This window comes from Methylobacterium sp. C33D (genome assembly GCF_053345825.1).
This window is the reverse complement of the sequence record NZ_JBKFAV010000057.1, coordinates 1-20,145: the sequence shown is the minus strand read 5'-3', so window position 1 is coordinate 20,145 and position 20,145 is coordinate 1. Positions and strand designations below refer to the sequence as shown.

Genomic DNA, 20,145 nt, shown 5'->3' with positions numbered 1-20,145 from the left:
GCTCGCAGCGACGGGTGCGGCGGTGTGCTGAGGTCGGCCTGACCGCGCAGGCTGCGCGCTGAGGAAGCCGCCCGCGCTCCCCGCATGTCCCGTCCCCATCTCGTCTTTTCCGGCGCCGACCTGTAACGACGGCGCCAATCCTCCCCTGTGAAAAGTCCGACCATGATCTCCTCACCCCTCATGACCGTGATGGTCGATGCCGTGCGCAAGGCCGCGCGCGGCCTGCGCCGCGACTACGGCGAGGTCGAGAACCTGCAGGTCTCGCGCAAAGGTCCGGGTGACTTCGTGTCCGCGGCCGATCGCAAGGCCGAGGAGGTACTGCGCGACGCCCTCATGAAGGCGCGTCCCGGCTACAGCCTCGTGCTCGAGGAGAACGGGATCATCGAGGGAACCGACAAGAGCCACACCTGGCACGTCGATCCCCTCGACGGCACGTCGAATTTCCTGCACGGCGTGCCCCATTTCGCGGTCTCGGTCGGCCTCGAGCGCGAGGGCCAGATCGTGGCCGGCGTGATCTTCGACCCGATCAAGGACGAGCTGTTCGTCGCCGAGCGCGGCAAGGGCGCCTACCTCAACAACCGGCGCCTGCGCGTCTCCGGCCGCCAGGACATGGCGGACGCGCTGGTCGGCTACGGCACGCCGTATCTCGGTCGCGGCAGCCATCCGCGCCTCCTGCGCGAGCTCGGCGCCGTGATGGCGGTGGCCGGCGGCACCCGCCGGATGGGTTCGGCGGCCCTCGACATGGCCTACGTCGCCTGCGGGCGCCTCGACGCCTACTGGGAGCGCGACCTCCAGACCTACGACTTCGCCGCCGGCGTGATCCTGGTGCGCGAGGCGGGCGGCTTCGTGAGCTCGGCGGACGGCGCGGCCGAGCCGCTGGCGCCCCGCTCGGTGGCCTGCGGCAACGAGGGGCTGCACCGGGAGCTCGTCGCCATCCTCAAGAAGGTCCAGGCGGCCTGAGCGGCCGCGAACTGGTCAGCGCGGCGGGCTTCTGCTTTAAGCCCGCGGTTCCTCACGGAAGGCCGAACGCATGGAAGCCCGCCGCCACGTCGCGCTGAAGGAATCGGTCCGCTCGATTCCCGATTACCCGAAGCCGGGAATCATCTTCCGCGACATCACCACCCTGCTGAGCGACCCGCGCGCCTTCCGGCGGGCGGTGGACGCTCTGGTGCATCCCTTCGCCGGCGGACAGATTCACCAAGTGGCCGGGATCGAGGCCCGGGGCTTCATCCTGGGCGGGGCCATCGCGCACCAGCTATCCTGCGGCTTCGTGCCGATCCGCAAGAAGGGCAAGCTGCCCCACAAGACCGTCTCGATGGCCTACGCCCTCGAGTACGGGACCGACGAGATCGAGATCCACGTCGACGCGGTCCGGCCGGGCGACAAGGTGCTGCTGGTCGACGACCTGATCGCCACCGGCGGCACCGCGATCGCGGCCGTGAACCTGCTCCAGAAGATCGGGGCCGAGATCGTGGCCGCCTGCTTCGTCATCGACCTGCCCGAGATCGGCGGCGCGCAGCGTCTGCGCGACCTCGGCGTCGAGGTGCGCACCCTCATGCAGTTCGAGGGTCATTGAGGCTCGCGAAACGTTGACTTCGCGGGGACCATCCGCCATAAGCCCGCCACTCGCGACGTGGCGCCCCGCATGGGCGCCCTTCGTGTTTGCAGACAACCAGGACGCGTGAAGGTCGGGTGCAGCATGAGCTGCCCGCGAGCGCGCCTCGACCTTTGAAGGCTCTGAGCCATGAAGAGAACCTACCAGCCGAGCAAGCTCGTCCGTAAGCGCCGTCACGGCTTCCGTGCGCGCATGGCCACCGCCGGCGGCCGCAAGGTCATCGCGCGCCGCCGCGCCCACGGCCGCAAGCGCCTGTCGGCCTGAGGCCCGATCCTCGCCGGCGCGGACGCCTCACGCATCCGCGCCACGAGGCAAGCGGTATCGGCCGGGATCGAACCATCGATGGCGACGATCGAGCGGCTCAAGAAACGACCCGACTTCCTGGCGGCGGCCGAGGGGCGTCGCTTTCACACCGAGCGCATGACCGCGCAGGGGCGTCTCCGGGCTCCGGACGTCTGCCCCGGCCTTCGTCTCGGTTTCACGATCACGAAGCGTGTCGGCCACGCGACGGAGCGGAACCGCATCCGGCGCCGCCTCCGTGCGGCCCTGGATCTGGTCGCGTCCGATCTGCCGGGCGACCTCGCCGGCCTTCCGGCCGACATCGTGCTGATCGCCCGCCGTCCCGCTCTGGTGGCCTCGTTCGAGACCCTCGCCGAGGATCTGCGCCGCGCGATTCCCGCGGTGACCCGCCCGGCGGTGCCCCGCGGGGACAGACCCTCCGGCCGATCCGGTGGTCGGCGCGCGAAGTCGTCGCCTGACACGATTACCTCTCAGACCTCCACTCTCCCGCACGTAGCCGGCTGCGCCCGCGCGCAGGCGGCCCCACCCGGCGGTGCCGACATCGGCCCGTCGCAGGGGTGCGACAGAGATCCCCGAATCACAGGCGCGCGCAGGCCCTCCCGGGCCGGCGACGATCCTGTTGCCACTCCGAACGCGTGCGGCGGTGTCCCTGATGGGCAATGACAAGACGAACATGTTCGTGGCCATCGGCCTGTCGCTGCTGGTGCTGCTCGGGTGGCAGTACTTCGTGGCCGGCCCGCGCATGGAGCAGCAGCGCCAGATCGAGGCGCAGAACAAGGCCGCCCAGCAGCAGCCCCCGGGCGTGACCCCGGACGGCGTGCCCTCGCCGTCCCCGAAGGAGGGCGGTCCGGCGGCGCCCGCGCCCGGCACGTTGCCGACCGCCCAGGGCGGCCCGGTCTCCCGCGAGGCGGCCCTGGCCCGCTCGCCGCGCGTCCGGATCGAGACCCCGGCGCTCTCGGGCTCGATCGCCCTGAAGGGCGGCCGGGTCGACGACGTCTCGCTCAAGAACTACCACGAGACCATCGACCCCAAGAGCCCCGAGATCGTGCTGTTCTCGCCGGCCGGGACCGAGACGCCCTACTACGCGGAGTTCGGCTGGGTCGGCGCCAATGCCGGTCCCCTGCCCACCAACGACACGCTCTGGACCAGCGACGGCAAGACGCTCTCGCCGGGCATGCCCGTCACCCTGACCTGGGACAACGGCGCCGGCCTCGTCTTCAAGCGGATCATCGCGGTCGACGACAAGTACATGTTCACGATCCGCGACGAGGTCGAGAACAAGGGCACGGGCGCGATCACGCTCTACCCGTACAGCCTCGTCTCGCGCTGGGGTAAGCCGCACACCCAGGGCTACTACGTCCTGCACGAGGGCATGATCGGCTATCTCGGCAACGACGGCCTGCAGGAATTCACCTACGACAAGCTCGCCAAGGAGGGCGCCTACGGCGGTGCCAACACCAAGGGCAAGGCCTGGACCGGCGTGACCGGCGGCTTCGTCGGCATCACCGACAAGTACTGGGCGGCGGCCGCGATCCCCGATCAGGACACTCCCTATACCGGCGCCTTCACCGACCGGACCGACGGTGCCACCAACGTCTACCAGGCGAGCGTGCGCGGCGACGCCGTGAACCTCGCGGCGGGTGCCTCGGCCACCGCGACGCAGCGGCTGTTCGCGGGCGCCAAGGAAGTCAACGTCATCAACAACTACGAGAAGGACCTCGGCATCAAGCACTTCGATCTGATGATCGACTGGGGCTGGTTCTTCTTCATCACCAAGCCGATGTTCCGGGCGCTGGACTTCTTCTACCACCTGTTCGGCAATTTCGGCGTGTCGATCCTGGTGGTGACCTTCTGCCTGAAGCTGCTGTTCCTTCCGATCGCGAACCGGTCCTACGTCTCCATGGCCAAGATGAAGGCCGTGCAGCCGGAGATGGCCGCCATCCGCGAGCGGTACAAGGACGACCGCATGAAGCAGCAGCAGGCCACGATGGAGCTGTACAAGAAGGAGAAGATCAATCCGGTCGCCGGCTGCTGGCCGGTTCTGATCCAGATCCCGGTCTTCTTCGCGCTCTACAAGGTCCTGTTCATCACCATCGAGATGCGCCACGCGCCGTTCTTCGGCTGGATCCACGACCTCGCGGCGCCGGATCCGACGAGCATCGTGAACCTGTTCGGCCTGCTGCCGTTCCCGGCGCCCGACTTCGTGCATCTGGGTGTCTGGCCGATCATCATGGGCATCACGATGTTCGTGCAGATGAAGATGAACCCCGCGCCGCCGGACCCGGTCCAGGCGCAGATCTTCACCTTCATGCCGATCGTGTTCACCTTCATGCTGGGCTCGTTCCCCGCCGGCCTCGTGATCTACTGGGCCTGGAACAACACACTGTCGGTGATCCAGCAGTACATCATCATGCGCCGCAACGGCGTGAAGGTGGAGCTGTGGGACAATCTCCGCACCACGTTCAAGCGCGGCGGCACGAAGGCGGCCGCTACCAAGAGCTGACGGGCGAGACGCCGTGAGCGAGACCCACGACGACGCGGCCGACCTCCTGGAGGCCGGCCGCCTTCTCTTCGCCGGCCCCGCCGACTTCTACGCGGCTGCCCAGGTCCTCGACCGGCTGCCGCCCATGGAGGGTGTCGAGATCGCCTTCGCGGGCCGCTCGAATGTCGGCAAGTCCAGCCTGATCAACGCGCTGACCGGCCGCAACACCCTGGCGCGGACCTCGCACACGCCGGGGCGGACGCAGCAGCTCAACTTCTTCCGGATCGGCGAGCGCCTGTCGCTGGTCGACATGCCCGGCTACGGCTACGCCGCCGTCGAGAAGGCCAAGGTCGAGGCCTGGACCCGGCTGATCCATTCCTACCTCAAGGGCCGCGCGAACCTCGCCCGGGTGTTCATGCTGATCGACGCCCGGCACGGCTTCAAGTCGATCGACACCGACGTGCTCGACGGTCTCGACAAGGCCGCGGTGAGCTATCAGGTCGTGCTGACCAAGGGCGACTCCCTGAAGAAGGGCGAGGTCGCGAGCCGCATCGCCGGGATCGAGGCGGGTCTCGCCAAGCGGCCGGCCGCGTACCCGCAGGTGATCCTCACCTCGAGCCGGGACGATTCCGGGGTGCCGGATCTGCGGGCGGCCATCGCCAAGCTGCTGGCGGAGCGGAGCGCGTGAGGCTTACGGGCGTCGACCGCGCGCTCGCGGCGCTCGCCGGCCTCGCCGGGCTGCTCGGCGTCGCGCTGAGCGCCGCCGCGGCGCACATTCAAGGCGCGGATTCGCTGAAGACGGCGGCGCAGTTCCTGCTGTTCCACGCGCCCGCCATCCTGGCTCTGGTCGGCCTCGGGGCCGCGGGCCTCGTCCGGGCCGGCCTCGCGCGCGCCGCGGCCGGGCTCCTGGTCGTCGGCCTGACGCTGTTCTGCGGCGACCTCGCGGTGCGCACGTGGCTCCAGCACCCGCTCTTCCCCATGGCCGCGCCCACCGGCGGCTTCGCCCTGATGGGCGGCTGGCTCGCCGGGATCCTCTGCGCGCTGGTGCCGGCGCGGCGCGCCGTCTGACGGTTCCGACCGGCGGCTCGCCTCAGGCTGCTCGCACCTGCAGGAACTCCAGGGCCGGCCCCTGCGCGTCGGAAAAGACCCCCGCGGTGAGCGCCCCGCCGTAGACCGCGGCGGTGTCGAGGTTCGTTCGGAACCAGCGGATCTCGGGACGCCCGCTCCTCTGCGGCGTGTGGCCGTGGACCACGTGGCGACCGAAATCGTGGTCGCCCTCGAGGAACGGCTCCCGGATCCACAGGCGATCGTGCGCGTCCGACTCGAGGGCGTCCGCGCCGGGCCGCAGGCCGGCATGCACGTACCAGCGGGCGCCGTCACCGTGCAGGGTCGGAAGCGCCTCGATCCAGTCGAGGGTGTCCCGGGGCAGGCCGGCGGGATCCCGCGCACCGAACGAGTCGAGCGTCGCCTCGCCACCGTTGTACATCCAGTGCGCGGCCGCGCCCTCGGTCTGGAGTGCGTCGAGCAGCATCCGCTCGTGATTGCCCATCAGGCAGACGACGCGCTCGGGTTCGGCCCAGTTCAGACGGCTCACGGTGCGGAGCACCGCGGCGCTGTCGGGACCGCGGTCGATGTAGTCGCCGAGGAAGACCAGCCGGTGGGCGCGGTCGCCCGCATGGTCGGCGATCCGCTCCAGCAGCGCGTCGAGGAGGGCGGCGCAGCCGTGGACGTCGCCGATCGCGTAGGTGAGGGGGCCGGAATCCATGGCGCCATCGTCCACCCGGGCGCCGCGCTCCGCAAGGGCGCCCGGATCGGCGCGCTACGCCGCGAGGGCGCGCATCTCCGCGATCAGGTCCGACTTGCCCTCGAAACCGATGCCCGGCAGGTCCGGCATGGTGATGTGGCCGTCCTCGACCCGCACCCCATCGGGGAAGCCGCCGTAGGGCTGGAAGAGGTCCGGGTAGCTCTCGTTGCCGCCGAGGCCGAGGCCGGCCGCGATGTTGAGCGACATCTGGTGCCCGCCATGCGGGACGCAGCGCGAGGGCGACCAGCCGAACTCGGCCAGCACGTCGAGGGTGCGCAGGTATTCCACCAGCCCGTACGACAGGGCGCAGTCGAACTGCAGCCAGTCGCGATCCGGCCGCATGTTGCCGTAGCGCAGGAGATTGCGCGCGTCCTGGTGCGAGAACAGGTTCTCGCCGGTGGCCATCGGCCCGGGATAGTAGGCCGCGAGCGCCGCCTGAAGCGCGTAGTCGAGCGGGTCGCCCGCCTCCTCGTACCAGAACAGAGGGTACGCCCGCAGCATCCGGGCATACGCGATCGCGGTCTCGAGATCGAAGCGGCCGTTGGCGTCCACCGCGAGGCGGCCCCGTCCGTCGATCTCGGCGAGCACCGCCTCGATCCGGCGCCGGTCCTCGTCGATCGGCGCGCCGCCGATCTTCATCTTCACGACGGTGTAGCCGCGGTCGAGATAGCCGCGCATCTCGGCGCGGAGGGCGGAATCGTCCTTGCCGGGATAGTAGTAGCCGCCCGCCGCGTAGACGAAGACCCGCGGGTTGGCGGCGACGCCCTTCCGCTCGGCCAGCATCCGGAACAGCGGCTTCCCGGCGATCTTGGCCGCCGCGTCCCAGACCGCCATGTCGAGGGTGCCCACCGCCACCGAGCGCTCGCCGTGGCCGCCGGGCTTCTCGTTGCGCATCATCGCCGCCCAGATCCGGTGCGGATCGAGGTTGTCGCCCGGCTCGGTCAGGAGGCTGGCCGGATCGGCCTCCAGGATCCGGTCGCGGAAGCGCTCGCGGATCAGGCCGCCCTGGCCGTAGCGGCCGTTGGAGTTGAAGCCGTAGCCGACGACCCGCCGGCCGTCGCGCACCACGTCGGTGACCACCGCGACGAGGCTCGTGGTCATCTTCGAGAAGTCGATGTAGGCGTTGCGGATCGGCGAGGCGATCGGCTTGGTGACCTCGCAGACGTCGACGATGCGCATGGCTGTCTCCCCGGTGAGCCCCGGTGCCATAGCGTCGCGCGCACTCGGGCAGCCAATGCCGTTTCCAGCGCGCGCGATGCGCGAACGGCATCGGCGCCGTCCCGCCGGAGAGGCCTGCCATGGATCTGGACTGGGTGAGGGATTTCCTCGCGCTCGCCGAGCACCGGACTTTCTCGCGGGCCGCCGAGGCTCGGCACGTGACGCAGCCGGCCTTCAGCCGACGGATCCGCGCGCTGGAGGAGTGGGTCGGGACGCCGCTGTTCCTGCGGAGCGCGCAGGGGGCGAGCCTGACCGCGGCCGGAGCGCGCTTCCAGTCGCACGCCGACGACCTGGTGCGGAGCCTGGATCGGGCGCGCCGCGAGGCTCGGGAAGCCGGCGCGCGCGCGGATGCGAGCCTCGCGATCGCGGCCACGCACGCGCTGTCGTTCACGTTCTTTCCGGGCTGGATCCGGCAGCACGCGCCCTTCGAGACGCTCGGCGCCCTCAGCCTGATCTCGGACAGCATGGCGGCCTGTGAGGCGATCCTGCTGGCCGGCGAGGTGCACCTGCTGCTGTGCCACCACCGCGCGGACCTTCCCACACGCCTGGACGATGGCCGCTGCGAATCCGTGCGCGTCGGAGCGGACAGCCTGGTGCCGCTCTGCGCGCCGACGCCCGAGGGGGCGCCGCTCTGGCCCCTGACCGGGGCGGTGCGTCACCTCGCCTACGGCGAGGCCTCGGGGATCGGCCGGATCCTCGCGGCGAGCGGGGTGGCGGCCGGCTACGAGCCGGCCTTCACGTCCCACCTGGCGGCGACGCTGATGACCATGGCTCAGGGAGGCGACGGTGTCGCGTGGCTCCCGGTGACGCTCGCGGAGGCGGCGATCGCCCGGGGCCAGCTCGTCCGGGCAGGTCCGGACGAGCTGGACGTCCCGGTGGAGATCCGGCTGTACCGGGCGCGGGAGAGCCGCGGCGGCGCGGCCGATGCCCTGTGGCGGCGCGTGCGCGCGCCCGAGCATGACCGGACCGTTCAGCCCTTCGCCACCCGGGCGTAGCGGCCGTCGTAGCGGCCGGCCCGGATCTGCTCCAGAACCTCCGCCTCGCGGGCCGCCTGAGCCCGCACGGCGTCGAGCAGGGTCGCCGCGTCGGCGGACGGGAAGGACACGACGCCGTCGGCGTCACCGACCACCACGTCGCCCGGGTTCACCGTCCAGCCGCCGACGCAGACCGGCACGTTGATCGCGCCGGGGCCGGTCTTGAACGGGCCCCGCGGTGTCGCGGCACGGGCGTAGCAGGGGAAATCCGCGCCCGCGAAGGCCGCCGTGTCGCGCACCGCACCGTCGATCACGAAACCGGCCACCCCCCGGCTCTCGGCGATGGCCTTCATGATGTCGCCGACCAGCGCGCGGCCCGTGTCGCCGCCGCCGTCGACCACGAGCACGTCGCCGGGGCGGACTTCCTCCAGGGCCTGATGGATGGCCAGATTGTCGCCACTCCGAACCCGGACCGTGAACGCCGTGCCGATGAGCGGCCCGCCGCGATGGAACGGGCGCAGGCCGGTCAGGACCGGCATTCGCTCCAGGCAGTCGCTGATCGTCGCCGTCGAGACGTCGCGGAAGGCTGCCAGCACCACCGGGTCGACGGCGGGCGGCGGCGGATTGCGGGTAATGGCGGACATCGGCGTCGACGTCTCCCTGGTGTCATCCCCCCGCGGAATCGCGGCGAATCGGCGAGGGCCGGGGGATCCTGCCCCAGGCCGCGGGCGATGTCGCGATGGAACCCCGGCCCGGTCAGTGGTCGGCCGCGGGCACTGTGCCGCCGCCGCCCGTCGCGAGCTTGCGACGGGCATCGGCCTGACCGCTCGTCGCGCCGAAATAGCTGGCCGAGTCGCCCAGCTGCACCGAAGGTTGGCAACCCGGCGTGCAGGACAGGGATTCCCGATCGAGGCCGCGCTGCACCGTGATCGTCGAGTCCCGCGACGCCTCGACCCGGATGGTCGTCTCGGCGATCATGGCGCCGCCGTTGTCGAGGGCGATCAGGTTGGTCGAGCCGAAGCTCTTGCCGGTGAGCACGAGGACGCCGTTCTTCTGCGGCGTCACCTCCGCGATGATCGGGTTGCCGACGATGACGGTCGACGTCTTCTCCGGCAGACGGAGCACCTTGGCGTTGTCCACGAGCACGGTCACGACGGGCAGCAGGTCGGGCTGGCCGGCCGCGGCCGCGACGCCCGTCAGCAGGACGACGAGGCCGGCACGGCCCGCGATCGACAGGGTGCGACGCATCGGGGTTCCTCAAGACGGCGGGCGGTCGACGAGAGCCCACCCGATGCCCGAGGCTAGCGCGGAACCCGTGAAGGAAGCGCTAAGCAAGACCAAGTCGCGGCACTGTGCCGTATCGGTGAAACCCAACCTTCACCAAACTCGCAGCGAGACAGCCATTTAGGGCGGTGCGGGATCGATTTAACCGATTTTCAAGGCGTAATCGGCAGTCTGTGCAGGCCGCCGATCGAGACCTGAAAATTCTTCATCGGGCATCGCGCAAGTTTCATCTCGCTCTGTGTTGATCGAAGGATCACCCTCCATGAAGACCCTGTTCACGCGTTTTGCTTCGGACGAGTCCGGCGCCACCGCGATCGAGTACGGCATGATCGCGGCCCTCATCGCCGTGGCCATCATCACCGCGCTGAAGACCGTCGGTACCAGCCTGACCAGCAAGTTCAGCCAGATCTCCGGCAACCTGAACTGATCGAGGCACGTCCGATCTGCGGCAGGTTCGAGACTTCCCGCCTCTCCTCGAAATTCGGGTAGGGGCGGGGGTTCACGGCCTGCCGGGATCGCCGTTCTTCGCGGCGGCGCTGACCGCCCGGCACATCCGAGATCCGGGCCGGCACTTGGACCGCTGGATCGGATCGAATTCCGTGACGCGACAGGCTGCGACGAGATGGGCGCCGAGATGGTCGGTTCAGCGACGGCAGGCCTGGGACTGGCAAGCCTGGGACTGGCAAGCCTGGGACTTGCGGGTCTGGGCCCGGCCGGCTTCGGCCTCCTGATCCTGTTTCCCTTCCTGATGGCCTACGCGGCCGCCAGCGACCTGCTCACCATGCTGATCCCGAACCGGATCTCCCTCGCTCTCGTGGCGGGATTCGCGCTGCTGGCCCTGACGAGTTCGATGAGCTGGACCGAGATCGGCTTCCACTGCGCTGCCGGAGCGGTCGTCCTGCTCGTCACGTTCACGCTGTTCGCCTTCGGCGTCATCGGTGGCGGCGACGCGAAGCTCGCGGCCGCCACAGCCCTGTGGCTCGGCTTCGACGGCCTCGGCGACTATCTGCTGGTGGCCTCGGTGTTCGGCGGCGCCCTGACCCTGGCGATCCTGCTCGCGCGGACGCATCCGCTGCCCGGCCGGATCGCCCGCATGCCGTTCGCCCTGCACCTGCACGACGCCAAGACCGGCATTCCGTACGGGATCGCGCTGGCCGCCGCGGCGCTCCTCGTCCTGCCCGAGACCGACGTCTGGACCCGGGCCCTCGCCAGCTGAGGCCGCTGCGGCGATTCAGACGAGCGGGATCTGGAGCCCCGGGCTCGGCCCAGCTAAAAGTCGCGCATGCCCCTCGCGCTGCTGCGTCGCCCCGATCCCGATCATCTTGAGGTCCAGCACGAGGGGGCCAGTCTCCGCATCGCCCTCCGTCGGCGGCCGACCGCGCGCCGCATCACGCTCCGCGTCTCGGCCGCCACCGGCGAGGCGGTGATCACCCTGCCGAGCCGCACCGCCGTCAACACGGCGCAGCGCTTCGCGGCGAGCCACGCGGGCTGGATCGCCGCCCGTCTCGCCCGCGTGCCGGCCCGCGTGCTGTTCGAGCTCGGAGCCAGCCTGCCGCTCCGCGGCGAGCCCCACCGGATCGGTCAGCGCGGCACCCGGAGCGGTCCCGTTCGCGTCGAGCGCGTGGAGGGCGAGCCGGTGCTCTCGGTATCGTGCGACGCCGCCCATGTGGCGCGCCGGGTCCGGGATTTCCTGGCCCGCGAGGCCAAGCGCGACCTGACCGAGGCGATCGATCGCTACGCGGCGCGGCTCGGGCAGCGGCCGGTGCGTGTCACGCTGCGCGACACCCGCAGCCGCTGGGGCTCCTGCACGGCCCGCGGTGAATTAAACTTCTCGTGGCGTCTGATCCTCGCGCCGCCGATGGTGCTCGACTATCTGGTCGCCCACGAGATGGCGCATCTGCGCGAGATGAACCACTCGCCGCGTTTCTGGGCGCTGGTGCACGCGCTCTGCCCGAACACCGATGCTGCCGAAGCGTGGCTCAAGCGCCACGGCACCGGCCTGCATTGCTACGGCTGAGCCGCCGCGACGATCCCTGTCAGCCCTTGGCGCGGAGCACCCGCTGGCGCGCCACGGCATCCGCAGGCCAGCTCGGGCGGGGATCGACCTCGCCGGGATTGAGGGTGCGCGGGGCGACGCTGTCGCAGATCTCCCGCTGACGGATGATCACCGGGTTTCCGAACTCGTCCCGGCGTCGGACGAGGCCGCCGTCCCGGCAGTAACCGGCGATCGCCGCCTGCCCGTTGCGGCGACCGTACGGGTTCGCCGCCACGGGCGGATGCTCGATCACCAGCGTGTCCGAGTGGTTGAGCGATCGTTCGATGTAGGTGGTCTGTCCGACCGGCAGGGACTGGGCTCCCGCCTGCGCGACGGTGGCCATCAGGCAGGCGGCCGAGAGAGTGAGCGGGCGCATCACGGCGTCAGGATCCGGCGCTGGAGGAGTGTTCAACCGTAATCTAGGCCGTCGAAACCCGCGCGGGTAGCGCCGGCGCGCAACACCGCGCCCACATCGCTTGACAGCGCGGGGCCGACCATGGTCGGAACACGCCCGATTGTACGGCTCCCGCCGGTCCTCGGCCGGAGCGTTCCGAAGGGATCGGTGGTGCCGCTTCACGCGAGGCTCGTTCGTTTCCGGCGCGCCGCGCTGCCGGTTCTCCTCGCCCTCGTCGCGGCGGCACTCGCGCCCGCCGGGCCGGCCGCGGCTCAGGGCATGGTGCGCAAGACCTTCGACGACTGGCAGCTGCGCTGCGAGACGCCGGCCGGCGCGAAGGCCGAGCAATGCGCCCTCGTTCAGTACCTCGCCGCCGAGGACAGGCCGAACCTGACCCTCGTGGTGATCGTCCTCAAGACCGCCGACAATCGCGGTTACCTGCTTCGTGTGGTGGCGCCGCTGGGCGTGCTCCTGCCGTCCGGGCTCGGCCTGAAGATCGACCAGACGGATATCGGCCGCGCCGGCTTCGTCCGCTGCCTGACCACCGGGTGCGTGGCCGAGGTCGTGATGGATGACGGGCTGATCCGCCAGTTCAAGAACGGTACGCAGGCGACCTTCATCGTGTTCCAGACGCCCGAGGAGGGCGTCGGCATCCCGCTGTCGATGAAGGGCTTCGCGGCCGGGTTCGACAGCCTGAAATGACGGTGCCGTTCGGGAGCCGCACGATGATCGGACATCGGGACAGGAGTCTCACGCGGTCTCCAGACACGGCCCGGCGCCGGACCGTCGTGCTCCAGCTGAGCGGGCTGGTGCTCGCCGCCTCGCTCGCCGCCACGGCGCCGGGCCGCGCCGAGGAGGGCAACATCTTCTCCAACCTGTTCAAGTACGGCGGCACGACGGTCCCGCCGTCGCAGCCCGAAGCCCTCGACCCGGCCTATTGCCCGACGGTCGAGGTGGCCGAGGGCGGGGCGGCCTCGCGCACCCTCGCGGGCGACACGGTGCGGACCCAGTTCTCCCTCGGCCGTCTCGCCCGCGAATGCGCGCGGCGTCAGGACGGCTCGATCACCGTCAAGGTGGGCGCCGAGATCAACGTCCTGCTCGGGCCGGCGGGTGCGCCAGGCCGGTTCGATGTGCCGGTGACGTTCCAGATCCGCCACGACGGCAAGACCCTCTCGAGCCGCACCGAGCGGGCCGGCGTGGTCGTCGGCCCCGGAGAGGCGCAGGGCTTCGCCACGGTCGTGGCCGACGAGCTGCAGGTTCCGGCCGCCATGACGGCCGATTACGACATCACGGTGGGTATCGGCACCGCTAAGGGTGGGGGCGGGAAGGCCGCCGCGAAACCGCGCCGCCGCAAACCGGCTGTCGCCGCGGCGCCACCCGGCGGAGGCGACGCTGCCCAGTGACGCCGCGGCGCGCCTCGGCGATCCGACCCCGCTGATTGCCCGGACCGGCCGCGACAGGCTCTGGCTCGGCCGGCAGACCCGGTTTCGGCTGGAGGCCACGGACGATCCCGTCTTCGATCGCCGCCTCGTTCTTCCGGACCGTCCCGCCGGCTGGATCGTGCTGAGCTATGCCGGTGATCCGACGAAGCCGCCCCGGCGCCCGATCCTCCGCGTCCTGCGGGGGCCAGACGAGACCGTTCAGGACTTCCTCCTGCCGGGAGCCGCGCAGGGGCTCGCCCACTGGCTCGGGCTGATCCCGCCGGATGCGCGGGAGATCCGCCTCTGTGCCGGTGCCGACTTCATCCTGGAGCGGGTCGGCGCCCGAAGGGAGGTCGCGGTGCTGGCGCAGTGCCTCCTGCGCCGGCCCTGGCGCTGCGTCTCCGCCCTCTACGAGCGCGCCCGCGGTTCGGAGCGGCGCTACCGCGACATCCTGCGCGGCGCCTGCGCGGTGACCCCGATGGCCCGGTTCCCGGCCTGGGCCGCCGTCCGGACCCGGCCCGCCCGCATCGCGCCGTCCGCCCTGCGGATCCGCTGCATCCTGCTCGCACAGTCCGGGGACGCGGCGGCGGTCTCGGCCACGCGCGACGCGCTGAACGCGCAGACGCACCGCCCCGAGTCGATCCGGGTGGCGTGGGCGGGGACGCCGCCCGCATCGGTCGACGGGCCGATGTCGCATCGGACCTGGGATGCGGCTTCCGGCCTCGACGAGCTTTCCGGCGAGGCGGACGCCCTGTGCCTGCTGCGCCCCGGCGACGTCCCGGAGCCGGAGGCCCTGGCGCTGCTGGCCCAGGCCCTGTCGGGAGCGGACATCGCCTACGGCGACGCGGTCGGCCCCGACGGTCGCCCGCAGCTGAAGCCGGACTGGAGCCCGGACCTCGCCCTGGCGACCGGCTATCCCGGGTTTCCCCTGCTCCTGTCGCGGACGTGGCTGGCCGCGGCCATGGCACGCCCGGTCGGCCCGATGGTCGCGCTCGGGCCGGCCATCGTGATCGCCGCGATGACCACCGCCGCGCGGGTGGCGCATGTGCCGCGGATCCTCGCCCGAACCGCCGGAGACGGTCTGGACCCGTCGGCCCGGTCGGCGGCCCTGGACGCGCACCGGTCCGGAGAGCCCCGGTTCCGCGCCGGGATCCACGACGGTGCCGTTCGCCTCGCATGGCCTCTGCCGGATCCTGTGCCTCTGGTGAGCGTCGTGATCCCCTCGCGCGACCGTCTCGACTTGATCACCCGCGTCTGCCGCGGGGTGCTCCACGAGACCGCCTACGCGGCGATCGAGCTGATCATCGTCGACAACGGCTCCACCGATCCCGCGGTGCTCGACCATTACGCGACCCTGCGCGGCGATCCGCGCGTCCGGATCCTCATGGACCCGCAGCCCTTCAACTTCGCCGCGATGGTCAACGCCGGCGTCGCCGCGGCGTCGGGGGCGATCGTCGTCCTGCTGAACAACGACGTCGCCGTGCTGGAGCCCGGCTGGCTCGAGGCCATGGTCCGGCAGGCGTGCCGGCCGGAGGTCGGCGCCGTCGGGGCGAAGCTTCTCTACGGCGACGGCACGCTGCAGCATGCCGGCGTCGTCGTCGGCCTCGGCGGCCGGGCCGGCCACATCCTGCGCCGCCGGCCCGGTGACACGCCCGGCCATCTCGGCCAGCTGCGGGTGGCGCACGAGGTCTCGGCGGTGACGGCCGCCTGCCTCGCCGTCGCGCGGGAGAAGTACCTGGCGGTGGGCGGCTTCGACGCCGAGGCGTTCCCGGTTGATTTCAACGACGTCGATTTCTGCCTGCGCCTCGGCGCCGCCGGCTGGAAGACGGTCTGGACGCCGGCCGCGACGCTGGCCCATCTCGAATCCGTCAGCCGCGGCCCGTCCGTCGGGGCCAAGCGCGCCCGGTTCGAGCAGGAGGCCGCCCGCTTCTCCGAGCGCTGGCGTGCCGTGATCCGGCACGATCCGTTCTACCACCCCGCCCTCTCGGTCACGACCTTCGGCGAGGATCTGGAATGACACCGCGGTCGGACGGCGGATTTGACCGCGCACCGGATCGCGACGCTGCGCCGTATCTCGGGTCGTCGCGCCGCTCGTGGCGCGGGCTCGCGGGCGCGGCGCGCCACTTCCTCGCGCATCCCCGAGCGGCGGCCGCGATCCTGCGCGCGCGCGTGACGGGGAGGCGCCTGCGCGCCCGGCAGGCGCTCGCGGCTCTGATCGGCATCGATCATCGGCTCACCCTGCCGCCCGGGATCCTCGATCGCTTCCCCCCGGCCCCGGCCGGTCCGGGAGACGCGATCCGCCTCATCGGCGACGGCCTCCTCGTCGCCGATGCGCCGGCCCGGATCGCCGCCCTGTTCGCGCGCGAGCCCGACCTCCAGGCCCTGTACGGCGACGCCCTGGTGCAGGAGCGACCCGGCGGCGCGGTGCTGCCGCTTCTGCCGCCAGCCTTCGACGCCGACCGGCTCGCGGCCTTCGATTATCTCGGACCCGTTCTCGCGTGCCGACGCGGGGCCCTCGATCCCGGCGACGAGCCCGGAAGTCCCGCCGAGGCCGCATTCCGCATCGCGGAGCGCTTCGGTCCCGGCGCGATCGGCCACCTGCCGGAGATCCTGTCGATCCGGCGCGGCGCCTCGATCGCGACGCGGGGCGGCGTAACCGGACGCGTCCCTCATCACGCGCTGGTGCGCGGTCACCTCGACCGGACAGGGCGGGAGGGCTTTCGCGTGGCCGTCGGGCCCGACGGTCTGGTGCAGGTCGAGCATCCCCTGCCGGACGAGCGGCCCCTGGCCAGCCTCATCGTGCCGACCCGCGACCGCCTGGATCTCCTGCGCCCCTGCCTCGAGAGCCTGCGCCGCTGCACCGACTGGCCGTCGACCGAGATCATCGTCTGCGACAACGACAGTCGCGAGCCCGAGACGCTCGCTTACCTGCGGGCACTGGAGGGGGAGGGGAGGGGGCACGTCGTGCCCTGTCCCGGGCCGTTCAACTTCGCCGCCATGAACAACGCTGCCGCGGCCCGCGCCCGCGGCAGGCTGCTGGTCTTCGTCAACAACGACGTCGAGGCCTTCCGGCCCGACTGGCTGTCCCGCATGGCCCGGGAGGCCCTCCGCCCGGACGTGGGGGCGGTCGGTGCCAAGCTCCTCGACGGCGACGGCCGGATCCAGCACGGCGGCATCGTGCTCGGCACCGGCGGCCTCGTCACCCACGGGCACCGGCACTTTCCCGGCGACGCCGCCGGCTACCTCGGGGCTCTGCGCGTCACCCACACGGTGTCGGCCGTGACCGCGGCGTGCCTGGCCGTCGAGGCGGCGAAGTTCCGCGCGGTCGGCGGCTTCGACGAGGCGGTCTTCGCGGTCGACTTCAACGACGTCGATCTCTGCCTGCGCCTGAACGCGGCCGGCCACCGCACGCTCTTGGTCCCCGGGGCGGTCCTCCATCACCGCGAGGCCGCGAGCCGCCGCTGGACCCGAGAGGCCCGCGTCCGCCACGCGCGCGAGATCGCGGCGCTGAGAACGCGATGGGGGTCGCTGCTGGTGCAGGACCCCCATTATCACCCGGGCTTCGACCCGGAACTCTCGACCCACGCGCGGCTGCGCGCAGGGTTTCCCGAGGTCGGGCCGGCGCCCCTGCGCCGGCCGGGCGCCTGACCGGGCCTACTGCACGAGGCGCGGGCCGCCGCCCTGGACCTTCTCGTTCTCCGACATGATGCCGAGCCGCTTGGCGACCTCGGTGTAGGCCTCGATCAGGCCGCCGAGATCCTTGCGGAACCGGTCCTTGTCGAGCTTGTCGGAGGACTTGATGTCCCAGAGCCGGCAGGAATCCGGGGAGATCTCGTCGGCGACGACGATGCGCATCATGTCGCCTTCCCAGAGCCGGCCCGTCTCCATCTTGAAATCGACCAGCCGGATGCCGACGCCGAGGAAGAGACCGGACAGGAAGTCGTTGACGCGGATCGCCAGCGCCATGATGTCGTCGATCTCCTGGGGCGTCGCCCAGCCGAAGGCGGTGATGTGCTCCTCGGAGACCATCGGATCGTTCAGCGCGTCGTTCTTGTAGTAGAACTCGATGATCGAGCGCGGCAGCTGCGTGCCTTCCTCCAGGCCCAGCCGCGTGGCCAGCGACCCGGCCGCGACGTTGCGCACCACCACCTCGAGGGGGATGATCTCGACTTCGCGGATCAGCTGCTCGCGCATGTTCAACCGGCGGATGAAGTGCGTCGGCACGCCGATGTCGTTGAGGTGCTGGAAGACGAATTCCGAGATCCGGTTGTTCAGCACACCCTTGCCGTCGATGACCTCGTGCTTCTTCGCGTTGAAGGCCGTCGCGTCATCCTTGAAGTGCTGGATGAGCGTGCCGGGCTCCGGCCCCTCGTAGAGGACCTTCGCCTTGCCCTCGTAGATGCGACGGCGGCGATTCATAGGCGTGTACCGTGGTTTGAGGAAGTCCATGGGCCGAGGCTCCTGATGCGCGACGATGGGGAGGATCCGCGGCGCGGCGACCGGACGCGAGGTCGGGCCGCCGGACGGCCTCTGCCCGAGGGCCCCGGCGACCGGCCGCCAAACTAGCGGAAGCGGGCTTCCAGCACAACGCGTTAGCCCGCAGGGCGGGATTGCGGAGGCCGGTCGGGACGTGCCCGGGACGACCTCCGCGACCCGTCCCGCGCCCATCATGCGGTCGTCACGCGATCGTCTTGGACGGGTAGCGGCAGAGGTCGGCGATGAGGCAGCGCGGGCATTCGGGCTTGCGCGCCTTGCAGGTGTAGCGGCCGTGCAGGATCAGCCAGTGGTGGGCGTGGAGCCGGTAGGCCTCCGGCACGATCGCCTCGAGCCCGGCCTGGACCCTGTCGGTGGTCGCGCCGACGAAGAGCGGGATCCGGTTCGAGACACGGAAGATATGGGTGTCGACGGCGATCCGCGGAACCCCGAAGGCGATGTTGAGTACCACGCTCGCGGTCTTGGCACCGACCCCGGGCAGGACCTGGAGGGCCTCCAGGCTCGCCGGGACCGCGCCGCCGTGCGTTTCCACGAGGATGCGCGAGAGGGCGACGACGTTCTTCGCCTTGGTGTTGAACAGCCCGATCGTGCGCACGAAGTCGCGAACCCTGTCCTCGCCGAGGGCCAGCATCTTCTCGGGCGTGTCGGCGACCGCGAAGAGCGGGCCCGTCGCGAGATTGACGCCGCGGTCGGTCGCCTGGGCCGAGAGCACCACGGCGACGAGGAGCGTGAAGGGATTGACGTAGTGGAGTTCGCCCTTCGGCTCCGGCTCCGCCGTCTGGAAGCGCCGGAAGATCTCGGCGAGGGTCGCGGCGTCGACGGCCTGTGGGGCCGTGTCCACCTGCGCGGTGACGGCCGGCCCGATCGGACCCGCGAGCCGCGCCGAGGCGGTACCCCTCGACGTGCCTTCGGAGCCGCTCCGTGGCGCGCTCTTGCCGCGCTTCGGCGGGGCCGCCCCGGGCTTGGCCGCGGACGAGGCTCTGGCCGGTCCCGGGTCGCCGCGACCGACGCGATCCGTCACGGGCGGGGGAGTCTTTCTGGCGGCCATCGGCGCGTTATATGGATCGCATGGCGAGCGGCAATCCTTCCGTCCACCCGTACGGGCTCGATCCGGACACGATCGACCGACCCGTCTTCACCGCGACGATCCGGCCGCATCAGTCGTTGAGCCGGCGCGGCTTCCGCGTCGTCATGGTCGGGTGCTGCGCGGTCTCTCTCACCGTGTCGATCTGGGCGTGGCGCATGGGCTTCTGGCCCGTGGCCGGCTTCTTCGGGCTCGACATGCTGGCGATCTACGCGGCGCTGAAGGTGAGCTTCCGGCGGGGTCGCTCCTTCGAAGAGGTGATGATCTCGCAGATCGAGATCCTGCTCGCCCGGGTCAGCCACCGCGGTGAGCGGCGCGAGTGGCGCTTCAATCCGCTGTGGACCAAGCTCGAGACGGTGGAGGACGACGAGTACGGCCTCCAGCGCCTGACTCTGGTCTCGCGACGGCAGCAAGCCCTGGTGGCGCGCGACGCCGGACCGGACGAGCGGGCGCGTGTCGCGCAGGGGCTCAGCGCGGCGCTCGCGCAGGTGAAGAAGGGTTACTGACCGAACCCCGGACGTCTCCCTCGTCCCACGGCCGTAACGATCCTGCCCGGCGAGGGCCGCACCGATCGTGGAAAAAAGAGCGCGCGGCCGGAACCGGGTGTTGACGTGGGAATCGGCGGGCTCTATACCCCGGCTCATCGGCGCCGGCCGCGGAAGTGGACCGGGCGCTGAGCCATCTTCTGACAAGCGGGCGGGCTGGCCGGCGGGATTGCCGGGCGGTCTTCTGTTTGCCTCTGATGAGCCTCGGGTGACCGAGGTGTTCTTTGACAAGTTGGAATGAGGAAGGGAGACGCGGGCGGCGTTTGTCCTTGCGGCCGGGTCTTAAGGCCTGGCGTGAGTAGACTTGTGCCGATCTGTTGTTCTTCTTTCTGAGCTCACCGACGGGTGTTTTGGCGCTGTGAAGCGCTGGGATGCTTGGTCGATGTGAGGCTCCGTCTGAGAATACACGTGATCGGCCGGATCTTTCTCTTCAACGTGAGAGTTTGATCCTGGCTCAGAGCGAACGCTGGCGGCAGGCTTAACACATGCAAGTCG

Annotated in this window: 23 protein-coding genes and 1 rRNA gene; 17 read left to right on the top strand and 7 right to left on the bottom strand. The window is 70.9% G+C overall.

Annotation, left to right across the window (positions count from 1 at the left end; all coding sequences use genetic code 11):
• The first annotated feature begins 162 nt into the window (after positions 1-162).
• From ACLBXO_RS29240 to ACLBXO_RS29210, 7 genes are all read left to right on the top strand, one after another.
• Positions 163-960 carry an inositol monophosphatase family protein gene (locus ACLBXO_RS29240; RefSeq protein WP_331316928.1) on the top strand — a complete coding sequence of 266 codons (798 nt, stop codon included), beginning with the start codon at positions 163-165 and terminating at the stop codon, positions 958-960.
• A 70-nt stretch (positions 961-1,030) separates the two neighbouring features.
• A complete protein-coding gene (locus ACLBXO_RS29235; RefSeq protein ID WP_331316930.1) occupies positions 1,031-1,576 on the top strand; it encodes an adenine phosphoribosyltransferase in 546 nt (181 codons plus the stop codon).
• Between the two features lie 168 nt (positions 1,577-1,744).
• Entirely contained in the window at positions 1,745-1,879 is a 135-nt protein-coding gene (gene rpmH, locus ACLBXO_RS29230) for a 50S ribosomal protein L34 (RefSeq protein WP_007558110.1), read from the top strand.
• A 78-nt stretch (positions 1,880-1,957) separates the two neighbouring features.
• The gene (rnpA, locus tag ACLBXO_RS29225; RefSeq protein ID WP_331316932.1) at positions 1,958-2,578 is read left to right on the top strand and encodes a ribonuclease P protein component; all 621 of its coding nucleotides are present in this window, start codon (positions 1,958-1,960) and stop codon (positions 2,576-2,578) included.
• Positions 2,568-4,418, top strand: coding sequence for a membrane protein insertase YidC (gene yidC / locus ACLBXO_RS29220; RefSeq protein ID WP_331316933.1), 1,851 nt, complete (start codon positions 2,568-2,570; stop codon positions 4,416-4,418). The genes rnpA and yidC overlap by 11 nt, the downstream gene beginning before the upstream one ends.
• A 13-nt stretch (positions 4,419-4,431) precedes the next feature.
• Positions 4,432-5,085 carry a ribosome biogenesis GTP-binding protein YihA/YsxC gene (yihA, locus tag ACLBXO_RS29215; protein WP_331316935.1) on the top strand — a complete coding sequence of 218 codons (654 nt, stop codon included), beginning with the start codon at positions 4,432-4,434 and terminating at the stop codon, positions 5,083-5,085.
• Positions 5,082-5,465: a DUF423 domain-containing protein gene (locus ACLBXO_RS29210; RefSeq protein ID WP_331316937.1), complete on the top strand. Its 384-nt coding sequence runs from the start codon at positions 5,082-5,084 to the stop codon at positions 5,463-5,465. The genes yihA and ACLBXO_RS29210 overlap by 4 nt, the downstream gene beginning before the upstream one ends.
• 22 nt (positions 5,466-5,487) lie before the next feature.
• Here the strand turns inward: ACLBXO_RS29210 and ACLBXO_RS29205 are convergent, their stop codons facing one another.
• Positions 5,488-6,162 (bottom strand): metallophosphoesterase family protein, encoded by a 675-nt coding sequence (locus tag ACLBXO_RS29205; protein WP_447687599.1) that lies wholly within the window; start codon positions 6,160-6,162, stop codon positions 5,488-5,490.
• Positions 6,163-6,216: 54 nt separating this feature from the next.
• Entirely contained in the window at positions 6,217-7,380 is a 1,164-nt protein-coding gene (locus ACLBXO_RS29200; protein ID WP_331316941.1) for a mandelate racemase/muconate lactonizing enzyme family protein, read from the bottom strand.
• Positions 7,381-7,499: 119 nt separating this feature from the next.
• Between ACLBXO_RS29200 and ACLBXO_RS29195 the strand changes: the two genes are divergently transcribed.
• On the top strand, positions 7,500-8,414 hold the full coding sequence (locus tag ACLBXO_RS29195; RefSeq protein ID WP_447687598.1) for a LysR family transcriptional regulator: 915 nt from the start codon (positions 7,500-7,502) through the stop codon (positions 8,412-8,414).
• Here the strand turns inward: ACLBXO_RS29195 and ACLBXO_RS29190 are convergent.
• Both ACLBXO_RS29190 and ACLBXO_RS29185 read right to left on the bottom strand, forming a co-directional pair.
• Positions 8,390-9,037, bottom strand: coding sequence for an RraA family protein (locus ACLBXO_RS29190; RefSeq protein WP_331316944.1), 648 nt, complete (start codon positions 9,035-9,037; stop codon positions 8,390-8,392). The genes ACLBXO_RS29195 and ACLBXO_RS29190 overlap by 25 nt on opposite strands.
• Positions 9,038-9,149: 112 nt before the next feature.
• A complete protein-coding gene (locus ACLBXO_RS29185; RefSeq protein ID WP_331316946.1) occupies positions 9,150-9,641 on the bottom strand; it encodes a pilus assembly protein N-terminal domain-containing protein in 492 nt (163 codons plus the stop codon).
• A 298-nt stretch (positions 9,642-9,939) separates the two neighbouring features.
• Here ACLBXO_RS29185 and ACLBXO_RS29180 point away from each other — a divergent pair, with 298 nt between their 5' ends.
• The 3 genes from ACLBXO_RS29180 (at position 9,940) to ACLBXO_RS29170 (ending at position 11,694) form a co-directional block, all read left to right on the top strand.
• Complete coding sequence (locus tag ACLBXO_RS29180; protein ID WP_012320434.1) at positions 9,940-10,104, top strand: Flp family type IVb pilin; 165 nt, start codon at positions 9,940-9,942, stop codon at positions 10,102-10,104.
• Positions 10,105-10,311: 207 nt separating this feature from the next.
• Entirely contained in the window at positions 10,312-10,893 is a 582-nt protein-coding gene (locus ACLBXO_RS29175) for an A24 family peptidase (RefSeq protein WP_447687597.1), read from the top strand.
• A gap of 66 nt (positions 10,894-10,959) precedes the next feature.
• Positions 10,960-11,694 (top strand): M48 family metallopeptidase, encoded by a 735-nt coding sequence (locus ACLBXO_RS29170; protein WP_447687596.1) that lies wholly within the window; start codon positions 10,960-10,962, stop codon positions 11,692-11,694.
• 19 nt (positions 11,695-11,713) lie between these two features.
• Here ACLBXO_RS29170 and ACLBXO_RS29165 read toward each other — a convergent pair whose 3' ends face one another.
• The gene (locus tag ACLBXO_RS29165) at positions 11,714-12,088 is read right to left on the bottom strand and encodes a hypothetical protein (RefSeq protein WP_331316950.1); all 375 of its coding nucleotides are present in this window, start codon (positions 12,086-12,088) and stop codon (positions 11,714-11,716) included.
• Positions 12,089-12,274: 186 nt separating this feature from the next.
• On the opposite strand from ACLBXO_RS29165, the gene ACLBXO_RS29160 reads away from it, so the two are divergent.
• From ACLBXO_RS29160 to ACLBXO_RS29145, 4 genes are all read left to right on the top strand, one after another.
• Entirely contained in the window at positions 12,275-12,808 is a 534-nt protein-coding gene (locus tag ACLBXO_RS29160; RefSeq protein ID WP_012320430.1) for an invasion associated locus B family protein, read from the top strand.
• A 23-nt stretch (positions 12,809-12,831) separates the two neighbouring features.
• Positions 12,832-13,509, top strand: coding sequence for a hypothetical protein (locus ACLBXO_RS29155; RefSeq protein ID WP_447687595.1), 678 nt, complete (start codon positions 12,832-12,834; stop codon positions 13,507-13,509).
• 157 nt (positions 13,510-13,666) lie between these two features.
• Positions 13,667-15,544, top strand: a complete 1,878-nt coding sequence (locus ACLBXO_RS29150; RefSeq protein ID WP_447687594.1) for a glycosyltransferase family 2 protein — start codon at positions 13,667-13,669, stop codon at positions 15,542-15,544.
• A complete protein-coding gene (locus ACLBXO_RS29145) occupies positions 15,541-17,175 on the top strand; it encodes a glycosyltransferase family 2 protein (protein ID WP_447687593.1) in 1,635 nt (544 codons plus the stop codon). The genes ACLBXO_RS29150 and ACLBXO_RS29145 overlap by 4 nt, the downstream gene beginning before the upstream one ends.
• Positions 17,176-17,181: 6 nt before the next feature.
• Here the strand turns inward: ACLBXO_RS29145 and purC are convergent, their stop codons facing one another.
• Both purC and nth read right to left on the bottom strand, forming a co-directional pair.
• Complete coding sequence (gene purC, locus ACLBXO_RS29140) at positions 17,182-17,976, bottom strand: phosphoribosylaminoimidazolesuccinocarboxamide synthase (RefSeq protein WP_010684691.1); 795 nt, start codon at positions 17,974-17,976, stop codon at positions 17,182-17,184.
• A gap of 229 nt (positions 17,977-18,205) precedes the next feature.
• A complete protein-coding gene (gene nth / locus ACLBXO_RS29135) occupies positions 18,206-19,069 on the bottom strand; it encodes an endonuclease III (RefSeq protein ID WP_447687592.1) in 864 nt (287 codons plus the stop codon).
• A gap of 20 nt (positions 19,070-19,089) precedes the next feature.
• On the opposite strand from nth, the gene ACLBXO_RS29130 reads away from it, so the two are divergent.
• A complete protein-coding gene (locus ACLBXO_RS29130) occupies positions 19,090-19,611 on the top strand; it encodes a DUF2244 domain-containing protein (protein WP_331316959.1) in 522 nt (173 codons plus the stop codon).
• 470 nt (positions 19,612-20,081) lie between these two features.
• Positions 20,082-20,145 (top strand): 16S ribosomal RNA (locus ACLBXO_RS29125); the annotation flags it as partial.